12 protein-coding genes are annotated in these 14,805 nt (G+C 41.7%); 6 read left to right on the forward strand and 6 right to left on the reverse strand.

Annotated features, from left to right (window positions below):
- Positions 1-299 precede the first annotated feature (299 nt).
- Positions 300-1,871, forward strand: a complete 1,572-nt coding sequence (locus M1F25_RS20905; protein ID WP_110592691.1) for an ATP-binding cassette domain-containing protein — start codon at positions 300-302, stop codon at positions 1,869-1,871.
- A gap of 42 nt (positions 1,872-1,913) precedes the next feature.
- Here M1F25_RS20905 and M1F25_RS20910 read toward each other — a convergent pair whose 3' ends face one another.
- From M1F25_RS20910 to M1F25_RS20920, 3 genes are read right to left on the reverse strand one after another with little or no spacing between them, the layout of a single operon-like run.
- Entirely contained in the window at positions 1,914-2,438 is a 525-nt protein-coding gene (locus tag M1F25_RS20910) for a DUF2569 family protein (RefSeq protein ID WP_004262888.1), read from the reverse strand.
- An 18-nt stretch (positions 2,439-2,456) separates the two neighbouring features.
- Entirely contained in the window at positions 2,457-2,810 is a 354-nt protein-coding gene (locus M1F25_RS20915) for a DUF488 domain-containing protein (RefSeq protein ID WP_094960900.1), read from the reverse strand.
- A gap of 40 nt (positions 2,811-2,850) precedes the next feature.
- Positions 2,851-3,363 (reverse strand): DUF2569 domain-containing protein, encoded by a 513-nt coding sequence (locus M1F25_RS20920; protein ID WP_004262890.1) that lies wholly within the window; start codon positions 3,361-3,363, stop codon positions 2,851-2,853.
- 151 nt (positions 3,364-3,514) lie between these two features.
- Between M1F25_RS20920 and M1F25_RS20925 the strand changes: the two genes are divergently transcribed.
- Positions 3,515-4,414 (forward strand): DNA-3-methyladenine glycosylase family protein, encoded by a 900-nt coding sequence (locus tag M1F25_RS20925; protein WP_181488897.1) that lies wholly within the window; start codon positions 3,515-3,517, stop codon positions 4,412-4,414.
- Between the two features lie 63 nt (positions 4,415-4,477).
- On the opposite strand, the gene poxB is transcribed toward M1F25_RS20925, so the two are convergent.
- A complete protein-coding gene (poxB, locus tag M1F25_RS20930; RefSeq protein WP_004262892.1) occupies positions 4,478-6,202 on the reverse strand; it encodes a ubiquinone-dependent pyruvate dehydrogenase in 1,725 nt (574 codons plus the stop codon).
- A gap of 821 nt (positions 6,203-7,023) precedes the next feature.
- On the opposite strand from poxB, the gene proP reads away from it, so the two are divergent.
- The 3 genes from proP (at position 7,024) to M1F25_RS20945 (ending at position 10,592) form a co-directional block, all read left to right on the forward strand.
- On the forward strand, positions 7,024-8,526 hold the full coding sequence (gene proP / locus M1F25_RS20935; RefSeq protein WP_004262894.1) for a glycine betaine/L-proline transporter ProP: 1,503 nt from the start codon (positions 7,024-7,026) through the stop codon (positions 8,524-8,526).
- 232 nt (positions 8,527-8,758) lie between these two features.
- Positions 8,759-10,201, forward strand: coding sequence for a deoxyribodipyrimidine photo-lyase (gene phrB / locus M1F25_RS20940; protein ID WP_110592694.1), 1,443 nt, complete (start codon positions 8,759-8,761; stop codon positions 10,199-10,201).
- Positions 10,202-10,280: 79 nt separating this feature from the next.
- Complete coding sequence (locus M1F25_RS20945; protein WP_094960835.1) at positions 10,281-10,592, forward strand: monooxygenase; 312 nt, start codon at positions 10,281-10,283, stop codon at positions 10,590-10,592.
- A gap of 19 nt (positions 10,593-10,611) precedes the next feature.
- On the opposite strand, the gene M1F25_RS20950 is transcribed toward M1F25_RS20945, so the two are convergent.
- Together M1F25_RS20950 and paaZ are read right to left on the reverse strand one after the other, a co-directional pair.
- The gene (locus tag M1F25_RS20950; protein WP_269750447.1) at positions 10,612-11,421 is read right to left on the reverse strand and encodes a class I SAM-dependent methyltransferase; all 810 of its coding nucleotides are present in this window, start codon (positions 11,419-11,421) and stop codon (positions 10,612-10,614) included.
- 50 nt (positions 11,422-11,471) lie between these two features.
- Positions 11,472-13,535 (reverse strand): phenylacetic acid degradation bifunctional protein PaaZ, encoded by a 2,064-nt coding sequence (gene paaZ, locus M1F25_RS20955; RefSeq protein WP_181488901.1) that lies wholly within the window; start codon positions 13,533-13,535, stop codon positions 11,472-11,474.
- A gap of 323 nt (positions 13,536-13,858) precedes the next feature.
- Between paaZ and paaA the strand changes: the two genes are divergently transcribed.
- Positions 13,859-14,797, forward strand: coding sequence for a 1,2-phenylacetyl-CoA epoxidase subunit PaaA (paaA, locus tag M1F25_RS20960; protein WP_181488903.1), 939 nt, complete (start codon positions 13,859-13,861; stop codon positions 14,795-14,797).
- The last annotated feature ends 8 nt before the right edge of the window (positions 14,798-14,805 follow it).

The following is a 14,805-nucleotide window of genomic DNA, read 5'->3' on the forward strand; positions in this document are numbered from 1 at the left end:
AATTGTTGACTGGCTTTTTCTATTTTTAAACCGTTTTTTCTATTTTTAGTTTGTACGACTTTCAGAAAAACCCCAATCACGATAATTTGCACAAATCAATTCCATCTGTTTATAATGTACGCGACCTTACTTCTCACCCAACTTCGCAGGTACGCCTCACGATGAACTAAGCACTGCCAGAAAATATTTTCTAATACCCTTTTGGTATTCATTTTTCTGTTCCTGGCAGGCAACCGCTTTCATCGACGCTTCTTGATAAGTCAACGACGTTGTCTGTCCTCATTATTTTGGAGGTGCATATGACGATAGCTTGTCACTTTTCACAGCTCAATATTGAATTTAACCAAACCGCCCTTTTTCCACCGCTAAGCGGGACGTTGTCATGCCAAAAAAATGCTCTAATTGGCCATAATGGCAGAGGAAAATCGGTTTTAATGCGTATTCTTGCTAACCAATTGCGCCCTACACAAGGGAATGTACATTGGAACCTCCCCTTTATCTATGTTGAGCAGTTAACTCGGCTAACGGGCGAAACACTCGTCGATGCCTTAGGCATCAAGGAACTTTATCATGCATTTTCACGCATTGAGGCAGGAAATGGTTCTTTGGCAGATTTTGAACTAACGGAAGATAAATGGCATTTACCTTCCCAATGGCAAAGTTTATTGGACTCTGCTGGGCTAGCTATCTCAATGGAAGCTCCTATCTCCCATTTAAGTGGGGGTGAACGTACCCGTCTAGCCCTTTGCCGTGCATTTCTTCATCAAGATCACTTTTTGCTACTTGATGAGCCGGATAACCATTTAGATACGCAAAGTCGGCAATGGCTCAGCCAAAAGCTTACTGAGCATCTGGCTGGCTGCCTAGTTATCTCTCACAACAGAACTCTGTTAGGCGAAATGGATGCTATTTTTGAATTAACGGAAAAAGGCTTACACGAATATGGGGGAAATTATGCGTTATACGATACCCAAAAAAACTTGGAAATTGCCGCAATTGATGCACAAAGTGAGCGCTTAGAAAAACGTATTCACCAAGAGAAAAAGCAGCAACAGGCCACATTACAAAAAGCCGCTCAACGCAAGAAACAGGGGGAAAAAATTCGCTATGGTGGGTCGCAATCCTTACTGCTACTTGATATGCAAAAGAACCGTGCAGAGAAAAGGCAATCAAATGTCGCAGAACGGCACCAACGGGTTATGGATAATCTGCAAAGCCAACAACAGGAAAACCAAGAAAGAGCTCGCCATATCAAGCCGCAAAAAATGACGATTAACTATCAAAATGAAGGTAATAAAGTCACAATTTTTGCTTCTGACTTGCGTTTGCCCTACGGTTATTCATCACCACTTTCATTCACCATATACAGTGGAGAACATTGGCATATTCAAGGGCGTAATGGCTGTGGTAAGTCAACACTACTTAAAGTGCTTGCTGGCCTATTGCCATCATCTTCAGGAGAGTGCCGCCTAAGCGGTGAATTTTGCTATTTAGACCAACACCTCAACTTACTCGATAAGACATTACCTGTCGCTGAAGCACTTCATCAATACCAACCGTTGTTTACTGTAGAGCAGTGGCGCACGCAATTAGGTATGCTGCGAATACGAGGAGATAAATCATTACTGCCACTACAGCAGCTCAGTGGTGGTGAGCAGTTAAAAGCAACACTACTGGCGCTCACGCATAGCCCGAACCCACCCGCTATTTTATTACTCGATGAACCGGATAACCATTTAGACTTGGATTCAAAACAACTACTTGAAGCGCTATTGCAGGACTACCAAGGAACACTCTTACTGGTTTCTCACGATGACGCCTTTATTGCAAACTGCAATATAACCCATACGCTAAATCTTTCTGATAAATAACTGTCTACTAGGCCACTGCCTAATTAGGTGTGGCCATCTGCTTTAATGGATAAACGTATTTTTGACGCGATGAGAAACTAAAAAGTAGGGGATCCATAACACACAATAGAAGCTGCCATTTATAGCGGTAATAATATTTGAGTAGTTAATTTCCAAACCAAATATATATGGGAACACAAAACGAGCAACTAATACCATTAAAGTAAACAGTACCATGGTGGTGATAAACAGCCACTTCGCCTGTTTTTTCCATTTAACCGCAGCGATAAACGTCCAAAGAAATAGAGCAATTAAAACACCATAACCTAGTTGCAAGAGGTAAAAACCTGTCGCAAAGCCTGAAATATAAAAATCAGAATCCGCTTCAGTTGCCAATGACCATGCAGTTTGTACTTGCGAGATTTCTTGCAATAGCATCGTGACCGTTTTGTACAACATATAAAACAGACCAATAACCGGTAAAATTAACCATCCACTGAGTCCCTGTAACGGCTTTTTAACTACCGGCTGAGCCTCTGGTGATATTATTGCTGGCTCTGTTTGCGTGGTTGATTGCTGAATATCCATTCAAATAACCTTTATTTACTATTTACTTTGCATTTTTTCTTCAAGAAATGCCTTGAGTACAATTGCTTGATTATGTTCTGTATTTTTAGCACTGTATAACAGTGTTAAGTCACCTTGTTTTGCTTGTGAAACCAATACCTGCCAAGCTGTTGTGTTATTAAGTTCCTGCTGATATCGCTCGATAAATTGAGCAAACTGATCTGTGTTCTGATGAAACCATTTTCGTAACTCATTGGAAGGTGCAACGTCTTTATTCCAAGAGTCGTGGTATAAGTCTGTTTTTTTTATTCCTCTTGGCCACAGTCTATCGATAAGCACGCGATAACCATCATTATCGTCAACAGGGTCATAAACTCGTTTGCATTTAATCATCATTTACCTACCCAATAAGTAAACCGCAGCATTTTATTTATTAATTTACAAAAGTATTTTTAACACGCCTTGAAACTAAAAAATACGGTATCCAAATGGCACAAGCAATTAGAGCCCGAAAAATATCTTTGATATCGGAGGCTTCAACCTCTAAATCCAATAAAATACTTGCGAGTATAATATCCGTAACCGTCAAAACTAAAGAAAAGATCTGGAAAAAAATATAAATTTTAATTGTGAGTTTTTTCTTTGTAAAAAAGACATAACTTAGGAAAAGTAAGGTGGCGTATAAAATAACGTTACCTAAAACTTCAAAGTAGATTAGCTCTTTAAATAATGGAATAAATGAACTTGATTGTGGGTCTGTTAATTCAATCCAATATTCAATCACTTGAGCATTTTGCTCATAAATCGAAAAAGGCAAAATAATCAAGGACAATATTATCCCTAACATGGGTAAAATAAGCCATCCACCAATGCCTTTTAATTCCTGCCTTGGTTGTGGTGATGGTACCGAAGTGCCATGAGATGAACTGTGACCTTCAGTTTTCATTTACACTTCCTTATTAAACATACAAATAATATCAATACAAAATAAATAGCCCTGTATAAGATAGCATACCTACTCAACAAAAAATGAGTAACTAAATGCGCTAATTCACAATTATATTGCTAATAAAGAACAATCTGACAAGGCCATCATTATGCAAATATTTACCGCACAGTTACCACTCCCTACCAATTACCTTTATGATGATTTTTTTGCCTTTCATTTAAGAGATCAACACAATGTCGCGGAAATAGTAGAAGAAAATACATTACATAAAGGCATAATATGGCAACAACATGCAACAAAAATGACATTGGAACTTAAAAAACAACAAGCAACGATTTCATTAGCGATTGATTCTCCATCTATCATTATCAATGAGCAAGATTTACTAACGCTGGCACAGCATGTACTTGGTTTGAAACAAAATATTGATGAGTTCGAAAAACGCTACCTTGAAACCCCAATACTTGGACAGCTCATTGAAAAACAAAGAGGATTACGAATTTATCAATCTGCTAGTGCATTTGAAGCGTTAGTTTGGGCTATTATTGGGCAACAAATTAGTGTCCATGCAGCTATCGCCATTCGTCGGCGATTTATCCAAGCCGTGGGGATTCAGCATGCTTCAGGTATTTGGTGTTTCCCCGATGTTCCACAAGTCAGGTTAGTTGATGACGAAATACTGCGCCAAACGGGTTTTTCAAAGGGAAAAATTATCGCCCTCAGAGCTCTTTGTAACGCCATCGAAAATCAACAAATTGATTTATCACAGCACGTGACTCATTCCAATGCGAATCAAATAACTGAACAATTATTACAAATCAAAGGTATTGGACCTTGGACTGTGAGCTATGCTTTACTTAGAGGATTCAACTATTTAGATGGCTCTTTACATGGAGATGTGGCGGTAAGACGTAATTTGCAAACATTGCTCGATAAACCAGAACAACCCAACGCCAAAGAAACAGAAAAATGGTTAGCGCAATTCTCCCCATGGCGTGCGCTGGTTGCCGCTCATTTGTGGCGTAGCCAATCAGCCGCAGGTTATTGAATAATTTTAAAAAGCCCGCTTCAATAACCTGAAATGGGCTTTCCTACTATTCACAATAATGATTTAACGTAACCAGTTCGTTTTCACTAATTGAACGACTTCATCACCGCGACCACTCATAATCGCTTTTAACATATACAAGCTAAAGCCTTTCGCTTCTTGTGCCGCAATTTCTGGTGGCATAGACAGCTCTTGTTTGGCGGTTAGGACATCAACCACCACTGGCCCATCATGGGCAAAAGCTTCTTTTAATGCACCGTCTAGATCTTCACTTTTTTCAACACGGATCCCTTTGATACCCGCAGCATTCGCAATCGCTGCAAAGTTAGGGTTATGTAAATCCGTTCCCGCTGTTAAGAAACCGGCCACTTTCATTTCCATGGCAACAAAACCGAGCACTCCATTGTTATGAATGATGATTTTTACCGGTAATTGCATTTGAGAAAGAGAGATAAAGTCCCCCATTAGCATACTGAAACCGCCGTCGCCACACATTGCAACCACTTGACGTTTTTTATCAACGGCCTGCGCACCAATAGCTTGTGGCATCGCATTCGCCATTGACCCGTGGTTAAAAGAGCCAATTAAACGGCGCTTACCGTTCATTTTCAAGTAGCGCGCAGCCCATACTGTCGGGGTTCCAACGTCACAGGTGAAAATCGCGTCATCAGCAGCTAATTCACTAATTTTTGTTGCAAGATACTGAGGATGTATTAACCCCTCATGACCCGGTTTAGCGAGGTCATCTAACCCTTTTCGAGCCTCTGCATAATGTTTTAAAGCGCCATCAAGGTGTTTTGTATCTTGTTTAGCCTCTAAATGTGGCTGTAATGCATCTAATGTTGCTTTGATATCACCAATCAGCCCCATATCAATATGGCAGTGGGAGCCCAGGCTACCTGCATTAATATCAACCTGAATGATTTTAGCTTCGCTTGGGTAGAAAGGACGGTATGGAAATTGTGTCCCTAACAAAACAACCGTGTCTGCATTCATCATTGCGTGGTAACCTGATGAAAAACCTATTAAGCCTGTCATCCCAACGCTGTATGGGTTATCCCATTCAATATGTTCTTTACCACGTAACGCATGTACTACCGGTGCTTTTAGTGTTTCTGCTAGTTTAACCACTTCATCATGGGCACCTGCGCAGCCATTACCACAGAATAACGTGATATTCTTAGACTGATTCAGCAATTCAGCGAGTTTTTCGATTTCACTTCGCTGAGGCATAATCAGTGGCGCTTGTGGTTGATACCATGTTTCTTTCGCGGACTCTGGCGCATCTTTTAGCGCAATATCACCTGGTATCACAACGACTGATACCCCTTTATTCAGAATCGCTTTACGCATAGCGATACCAAGAACTTGTGGAATTTGCTCAGGGTTAGAGACCATTTCACAATAATGGCTGCACTCGCGGAATAATTCAGTTGGATGGGTTTCTTGGAAATAATTACTACCAATTTCGCTAGATGGAATATGAGCGGCGATTGCCAACACGGGCACTCGATTACGATGGCAATCATACAGCCCATTAATAAGGTGCATATTTCCCGGCCCACAAGAGCCTGCACATACGGCTAAATTACCAGTTAGCTGAGCTTCTGAACCCGCAGCAAAGGCAGCGACTTCCTCATGGCGAGTTCCTAGCCACTCAATAGCGCCTTGACGACGCAAGCTGTCGGTTAAGCCATTCAACGAGTCTCCTGTAACGCCCCAAATACGTTTAACACCTGCATTATCAAGTACTTTTGCAATATAGGATGCAACACTCTGTTTTTTCATAATGGCACTCTTTTAAGTCGGATGTGATACCCTTGATATCTTGCAGCTCAAAATATGAAAGGTACTTTTAGAAACATAACAACATTCAAAGTAGAATCTTGTCATACTCGAGTATATCAAACCCAATATCGATAATAGATTGATTGTAACTAAGTAAATTCCTCATTCCTACTCATCAAATTAAATATAAAACAGAACAGCACAATCCACCGTTATTATCAAAAGAAGAGGATAGCAACAAGATAAATAAATAGACGAGTTATTAACAACTTAAGCAAAACAAGAACATCATAAAAAGATGGAGTTATCTACATATATTATTCATCACAGTCACACCATTGTTTCCACCATATTAAATCAATAACCTTATATATTTATGACAGACTAAAACTCACCAAAAAACATATACTAAATTGATTTAAAACAATTTATATTCACCTAATTGATCCCCAAAGTTCTATTTTTTCAAGTATTAAATTCAATCGTTATATTACCAATATAAAATCCCAATAAGGCGCATGAATCAGTATAAAGCACCTACATTTTACATTTGTTCGATATTAATGTAGTATTAGTACTGTATTTTTTAACTCAAGGTGACTTTTTTGCTGTATTTTAAAGACAGACACTCTCATTATTCTACCCATTACATACCTATTTTAGCCTGTTATTTCAGCGCGACATAAAAACACTAAAAACTTATCTATTGCGTAAACAACGTCTATTCTAAATAATAAGGTTTTATATTTTCCGATGTATGAAAACCCATATCTTAAGTGCTGTTGTTTCGATTATTGAAATTAAAATAAGAGGATGGTTTCATGAGATTCAAGAAGAAAAAAGAAAAACCGTTAAATATTAGTGATATTACTATTATTGATGACGGTAAACTCAAAAAAGCAATTACCGCGGCTTCGCTGGGTAATGCGATGGAATGGTTTGATTTTGGGGTATACGGTTTCTTAGCCTATGTTCTAGGTCAGGTTTTCTTTCCGGACGCATCACCGAGCGTACAGATGATTGCCGCATTAGCCACTTTCTCCGTGCCTTTCTTAGTTAGGCCATTAGGTGGTGTCGTTTTTGGTATTTTAGGTGACAAATACGGCCGTCAAAAAGTCCTTTCGATGACAATTATCATCATGGCAGTCAGTACCTTCTGTATTGGTTTGATTCCATCATATGAAAGCATTGGTATCTGGGCACCCATTCTGTTATTAATTGCTAAGTTAGCTCAAGGTTTCTCGGTAGGTGGTGAATATTCTGGTGCAGCAATCTTTGTTGCTGAATACTCACCAGACCGTAAACGTGGTTTTATGGGAAGTTGGTTAGACTTTGGCTCTATCGCCGGTTTTGTCTTAGGTGCGGGTGTCGTAGTACTCATTTCCAGTATCGTTGGGGAAGCTAACTTCCATGATTGGGGCTGGAGAATTCCGTTCTTCTTAGCATTACCGTTAGGGATCATCGGGTTATATCTACGTCATTCACTAGAAGAAACCCCTGCTTTCCAACAACATGTCGAATCGTTAGAAAAGCAAGATAAAGCCAATATTCAAAACCCACCAAAAATCTCAGTACGTGAAGTGGCGACTAAGTATTGGAAAAGCTTGATGATTTGTGTTGGCTTGGTTATCGCAACCAATGTGACTTACTATATGTTGCTGACCTACATGCCAAGTTACTTATCACACAACCTGAATTATTCTACTGACCATGGTGTGCTAATTATTATTGCAATTATGATTGGTATGTTATTTGTTCAACCGATTATCGGTTTAACCAGTGATAAAATTGGTCGCCGCCCATTTGTTATTACCGGTAGTGTCGGTCTGATTTTATTGGCATACCCTGCATTTATGTTAATCAACAGTGGTTCTGTTGGCTTAATTTTCCTAGGTTTATTAATTTTAGCGGTGCTGTTGAACTGTTTTACAGGGGTTATGGCTTCCATTTTACCCGCGATTTTCCCGACACATATTCGTTACAGTGCGTTAGCTATTGCCTTTAACATTTCAGTATTAATTGCCGGTGCGACACCGACTGTTGCGGCATGGTTGGTCGAATCAACCACTGACTTATATATGCCAGCTTATTACTTAATCGTGATTGCTTTAATTGGTTTATATACGGGTATTAGAATGCCAGAAACGGCGAATAAACCATTACGCGGGGCAACACCTGCTGCATCAGATAAAGCCGAGGCAAAAGAAATTCTTAGCGAGCACTTTGACAATATTGAGCAGAAAGTTGAAGATATTGACCAACAAATTGCTGAGCTTGAGAAAAAACGCCAATCCTTAATCAATCAGCACCCTAAATTAGATTAAACATGAAGGAGCCGGTAAAACGGCTCTTAAGGTTGTTGACAAAGCGGGATAAAAGCGTGGTTTTTCCCACTTTGTGTTATCAGCCGAAAATCAATAAATTGATTTTCCTAGTTTATTTTCAAAACCTATTCGACTTGCCGCCAAACATAATATGTTTGTCAGCAGTCTGAAGAGCCGGTAAAACGGCTCTTTGTTTTAATTTCAACAAAAACTTCAACCAAGGAGGGAGGCGATGGCAGCCAAACAAGTTTGTCATCTTATCTGGTTTCGTAATGATCTACGGGTCACTGATAACAAAGCACTTTCCTCCGCCTGCGCAGACCCAAATGCAAAGGTAATCGCCCTTTTTACGGCAACCCCTAAGCAGTGGCAACAACATGATATGGCTGAACGGCAAATTTCATTCATTCACCAGAATCTTGTTGAACTGCAGAATTCACTCGCAGAGCTTGGTATTCCACTGGTTTGCCAAACCGTTAACCATTTCACCGATGCGGCACAATGGGTACTTGATTACGCAAAGGCGCAACAGGCTGATGCCTTATTTTTTAATCGGCAATATGAATGGAACGAAAAACAACGGGACGAATGGTTAATCAACCAGCCACATGGGTTACATATTCATGCTTTCGATGACTATTTATTACTGCCCCCCGGCTCCGTAACTACCCAAAAAGGTGAGATGTATCAAGTCTATACCCCTTTTCGCCGTGCCTTCCTCACCCAACTTACCGTGACAGATTGCCGTTCACTGCGAGCCCCTGAAAAACGAGCGGCCGCTATCAACATCGATAAGGCTTTGCCATTATTTCCGCACCAGCCAATTGAAGACTCCCAGCAATTTCCTGCCAGTGAAAAATCTGCTTTGCAGCGACTAAGGCAGTTTTGTTCCCAGAAAGTCTTCGATTATCAAAACGATAGAGATATTCCTTCTATTGATGGTACCAGCCAATTATCACCTTACCTCGCGGTGGGGGTGCTGTCCCCTCGCCAATGCTTCAATCGATTACAAGCAGAAAATCCCCAAGTGTTGGATTACCCAGATAGCGGGGCGTTCACTTGGTTAAATGAGTTAGTCTGGCGTGAATTTTATTCACATCTTTTAGTCGCGTTTCCACGTCTATGCCACCACCAACCATTTATTGAATGGACGCAACACATTCATTGGAATGATTCTTCAACGGATTTTGCAGCGTGGAAAACGGGGCAAACGGGTTACCCTATTGTTGATGCAGCTATGCGCCAACTGAATGCAACGGGTTGGATGCATAACCGCCTACGAATGATTGTGGCTAACTTTTTAGTCAAAGACTTACTGATTGATTGGCGCAAAGGTGAAAAATACTTTATGAGCCAACTACTTGATGGCAGTCTAGCCGCAAATAACGGCGGTTGGCAGTGGTCAGCCTCTACTGGCGTTGATGCCTCCCCTTGGTTTCGTATCTTTAACCCAACCACTCAAGGGAAAAAGTTTGATGCGCAAGGGGCTTTTATTCGCCATTGGTTGCCCGAATTGCAGCAAGTCCCCGACAAATATATTCATACACCTCATGAATGGGCTGTGATCAGCAACACTGCGCTTAATTACCCAGAGCCGATTGTTGACCATAAACAAGCTCGGTTAGCGACTTTGGCTGCGTTTGAGGCAGGTAAACGTAATAGTTTGAAGCAATAAATCGTTTAAAATACGATAAATAGCAAAGTTATTATTTGCTTTAAGAACTACTATAACGCTTCAATCATAAGGAGCAGATATGAGCGTTATTTTACAAGTTGATTTTCCGTATCAGGGGCCATGGGGTGATGAAATGGCATCCGCAATGAATGATTTGGCGGAATCAATTAACCAAGAGCCGGGCTTTATTTGGAAGATTTGGACTGAAAACCAACAAACACAAATGGCAGGTGGTGTGTATTTGTTTGCTTCAGAAGCTGATGCACAAGCTTACCTCACCAAACACAGCGCACGATTAAAATCCTTTGGTGTTCCTGATGTTCGCGGTGAGATTTTTGCGGTAAATAACGCGCTTAGCCAATTAAACCAAGCGCAGTTTTTAGCGCAATAATTTTTAGCGCAATAAATAGCTATTGGTACTGAAATTCAAACAACATCACATCTGAGGTAAATGAGCCATCTGCTTGTACTGCAAAGTGGCTTTTTACCTCATCACTTAATGTTCCTTGGTAGTGGCGGATAGCCTCAACGAGTGCCTGTGGTGTACGCATCCGTTCGACCCAACTGGTAAATTCCAGTGCTAAACGGAAACTTTGTACTCGTTGAACAAATAGCCCTGCATTATTAAACATACCAGACCATTCTCCAGCGGAATAATCACGAATGTGTGAAGTATCCCGAAGCACTTCGACAGTTTGTAAGTAAATATCCAATAATGGATGCCCCGGTGATACCACATCAATAAAGATGCCTTTTCCACCCGCTTTGAGCACTCGGCGCACCTCACGTAGCGCTTGTTCCACATCGTGCCAATGGTGTGCTGAATAACGGCTAATCACTCGGTCAAAACAATTGTCATCAAACGGTAGAGACTCCGCAGTCCCTTTGCAGGTAGTGATATTGTTTAATTCACGTTCTTGTGTATTTTTAGCCACAACATTGAGCATTGAGTCCGATAAATCATAAGCCGTCACTGACTTTACCAACGGCGCTGCATGGAAACTGGCGTGCCCTGCTCCACAGCCAAGGTCAAGCACGTCCTCGCCCTGACAGCCTTGTAGCAATTGTTGCAAAACAAGTAAGTCCTCACCTTGTGCATGAACTTGGCTGGTTAAATACGAGTTTGCTTGCTGGTCAAATTGTTGATAAACCGCTTGGTGGTGCGTTTTCATCTTTGTTTCCCTACATTCAGTTGCTAGTAACTCATCACAACAGAAAATGATTGAAAATGCACCTATTAGCTCAATAATTAATTCATATCGTATAATGACTAATGAAAATCACCTACACGACGCTCCACCAGCGTTAAAATACTGTACAACGCCACAACGGTATCATCCTGATTAAACACTTGCACATCCCATTCAACAACACCATTGGGTTTATCTTCAGCAAGTTTTTGCGTTTTTTTGATCTTTTTCTTGCACGTTAGGCGAACTTGTATGGTGTCTCCGATTTTCACCGGTTCAATAAAACGCAAACTTTCCATGCCATAATTGGCGATTACGGGCCCAACACCTGCATCAACAAATAACCCTGCAGCGGCTGAAACGACAAAATAGCCGTGCGCAATTCGTTCACCAAATAACGACTGTGCTGCGCCAATTTTATCGACGTGAACATAAAAATTATCACCGCTGAGACAAGCAAAATTAGCAATATCGGCCTCTGTAACGGTACGCCTTGCAGTCAGTAATGTGTCGCCAATCGCTAAGTCTTCAAAATGCTTACGGAATGGATGAACCACATCAGCGATAGTGTCTGCCCCGCGAATCCATTGCTTGGTAATGGCTGTTAGCATCGAAGGGCTACCTTGGATGGCAGTACGCTGCATATAGTGTTTGACAGCTCTCAACCCACCGAGCTCCTCACCACCACCTGCACGACCTGGGCCGCCGTGTACCAGTAACGGAAGCGGAGAACCGTGGCCTGTAGACTCCGCGGCGGATGCTTCGTTTAAAATTAGCATCCGCCCATGTGCCCGCGCACTCGCACGAATGACCGTTTGCGCGACTTGTGCATCAGCAGTGACTAACGTCCCCGCAAGACTACCTCCACCTAAAATCGCCAACTGCACCGCCTGTTCGATATTGTCATAGCTCATTAATGTGGCGACAGGGCCAAAAGCTTCAATTTCATGTACCGCAGTCGAATTAAACGGCTCTGCACAATATAACAACGTTGGTGGATAGAAAGCCCCGTACTGGCTATCTGCTCCAATTACATCCAGCTTTTCGAATTGCCCACCACATAGGACATCACAGCCATGATCACGTAAATAATTCACCTTCTCTTGTACGTCTTGGCGCTGTTCTAAGTTAATCAATGCGCCCATTCTAACCCCTTCCACCGCAGGATCGCCCACTGTTGTGGCAGATAAACGTTTCAATAACGCCTGCTTCACATTTTCGAGCTGGTTTTTCGGCACAATAATGCGACGAATCGCGGTACACTTCTGTCCCGCTTTCGCTGTCATTTCACGAACGACTTCTTTAATGAATAAAGCAAATTCAGGCTGTTCTGGCTGGACGTCATCACCTAAAATTGCACAATTCAGTGAATCCGCTTCCATTGTAAAAGGCACTGATTTGGCAATGATACGTGGATGCGATTTTAGTTTTTGCCCTGTACTAGCCGACCCTGTAAAAGTCACCACATCTTCAAAATCAAGGTGTTCAAACATATCGCCAACACCACCGCAAACTAGTTGAATTGCGCCATCAGGTACCAGGCCGCTATCCACCATTAACTTCACCATCGCCTGTGTTAACTGTGCTGAGGCGGTTGCTGGTTTGATAATAGCAGGCATGCCAGCAAGCCATGTTGGAGCCAGTTTTTCTAACATACCCCAGCACGGGAAGTTAAATGCATTAATGTGCAGGGCAACGCCACGGCGAGATGTTAAAATATGATGGCCAATAAATTGCCCTTGTTTTGATAACGGGATCATTTCATCTTCAGGCCAAATCGTGTCATCTGGTAGCTCACGGTTAGCGAGCCCCGAATAAGAAAACAATGTGGCAATTCCCCCTTCAATATCCACCCAGCTATCCGCTTTGGTTGCGCCAGTTTGTGCCGAAATCGCATATAACTGGGCTTTATGTTCCAGTAGGTATTTTGCGAGTGCTTTGAGCATTTGCCCACGCTGCTGAAATGTCATCGCTGACAATATTTCGCCTCCCACTTGGCGACCATATTGCAAACTTTCAGCTAACGGCAGCCCTTCAGTCGTCACCATATATAAGGTTTCATTCGTTAGCGCATGGTGAATTTTTCGCCCTTCGCCCTCACCTTGTACCCATTTTCCCATAATGTAACTTGTTAAATGCTGCATATTCCTCTCCAGAAATAAAAAACATCAATTCAAATCAGATGACAAATATGTATCATAAAAATAATCATAGAAGCTAATTTAAATTTAACAAATTAAGAACAATTTTATATAAAATGCCTATTTTCATTAAAACCATACAAAAAACAATAAATACAACCAATTGTTTTTGCTTTAATTTTTATTATTGATTGTGAAGCGCATCGCAAAACAAAGTTAATGAATATTGATCTTTGCGTTAACAATTTCTAGCATTGATGTTAAATAAACATGATTCACTATTTTAATAAAAAACGACATTAACGAATCACTTAATGGAAAGATCAATGAGCGAGCATAATCAGGCTAACTTCGAAGCCAAAATCGAAGCAGATATTTCCATCGAGCCCAAGGACTGGATGCCCGATGCGTATCGGCAAAACCTTATCCGCCAAATTGGTCAGCATGCCCATTCAGAAGTCGTCGGCATGCTACCAGAAGCGAATTGGCTGACACGAGCACCGACACTCCGCCGTAAAGCGATTTTACTGGCCAAAATTCAAGATGAAGCAGGCCATGGTTTATACCTGTATAGCGCTGCCGAAACCCTTGGTTGCTCTCGTCAAGATATCTACCAAAAGTTACTTGATGAAAAAATGAAATATTCCTCCATTTTTAACTACCCGACATTAAGTTGGGCAGACATAGGAGTGATTGGATGGCTTGTCGATGGATCGGCAATTGTGAACCAAGTTGCATTGTGCCGTGCCTCTTATGGCCCTTATGCACGAGCAATGGTGAAAATCTGTAAAGAAGAAAGTTTTCACCAACGCCAAGGTTATGAAGCTGTTATGGCACTTGCAGAAGGCACCGATGAGCAAAAAGCGATGCTGCAAGATGCGATAAACCGCTTTTGGTGGCCCGTTCTCACGATGTTCGGCCCCAACGATTCGGACTCCCCGCACAGCGCTCAAAGCATGGCTTGGAAAATCAAACGCTTCAGTAATGATGAGCTACGGCAAAAGTTTGTTGATAACACCGTTCCGCAAGTGGAAGCGTTAGGTATGACGATCCCTGACCCTGATCTGGTTTGGGATGAAGAACTTGGTCATTACCGCTTTGGTGAAATCGACTGGGAAGAGTTTTATCAAGTTATTAAAGGCAATGGCATTTGTAATCACGAGCGCCTTAGCGCTAAGCGCAAAGGGTGGGAAGACGGCGCATGGGTACGTGAAGGTGCAATGGCACATAGCCGCAAACAAAAATCCGTTAAAACGGCGGCTTAATCACTGAC

The organism is Providencia sp. PROV109 (genome assembly GCF_033681625.1).
GTDB lineage: Bacteria > Pseudomonadota > Gammaproteobacteria > Enterobacterales > Enterobacteriaceae > Providencia > Providencia hangzhouensis.

Coding starts and splice junctions, on each gene's coding strand:
- M1F25_RS20905 (WP_110592691.1), top strand. CDS start 300: ATGACGATAGCTTGTCACTTTTCACAGCTCAATATTGAATTTAACCAA.
- M1F25_RS20910 (WP_004262888.1), bottom strand. CDS start 2,438: ATGGATATTCAGCAATCAACCACGCAAACAGAGCCAGCAATAATATCA.
- M1F25_RS20915 (WP_094960900.1), bottom strand. CDS start 2,810: ATGATTAAATGCAAACGAGTTTATGACCCTGTTGACGATAATGATGGT.
- M1F25_RS20920 (WP_004262890.1), bottom strand. CDS start 3,363: ATGAAAACTGAAGGTCACAGTTCATCTCATGGCACTTCGGTACCATCA.
- M1F25_RS20925 (WP_181488897.1), top strand. CDS start 3,515: ATGCAAATATTTACCGCACAGTTACCACTCCCTACCAATTACCTTTAT.
- poxB (WP_004262892.1), bottom strand. CDS start 6,202: ATGAAAAAACAGAGTGTTGCATCCTATATTGCAAAAGTACTTGATAAT.
- proP (WP_004262894.1), top strand. CDS start 7,024: ATGAGATTCAAGAAGAAAAAAGAAAAACCGTTAAATATTAGTGATATT.
- phrB (WP_110592694.1), top strand. CDS start 8,759: ATGGCAGCCAAACAAGTTTGTCATCTTATCTGGTTTCGTAATGATCTA.
- M1F25_RS20945 (WP_094960835.1), top strand. CDS start 10,281: ATGAGCGTTATTTTACAAGTTGATTTTCCGTATCAGGGGCCATGGGGT.
- paaZ (WP_181488901.1), bottom strand. CDS start 13,535: ATGCAGCATTTAACAAGTTACATTATGGGAAAATGGGTACAAGGTGAG.
- paaA (WP_181488903.1), top strand. CDS start 13,859: ATGAGCGAGCATAATCAGGCTAACTTCGAAGCCAAAATCGAAGCAGAT.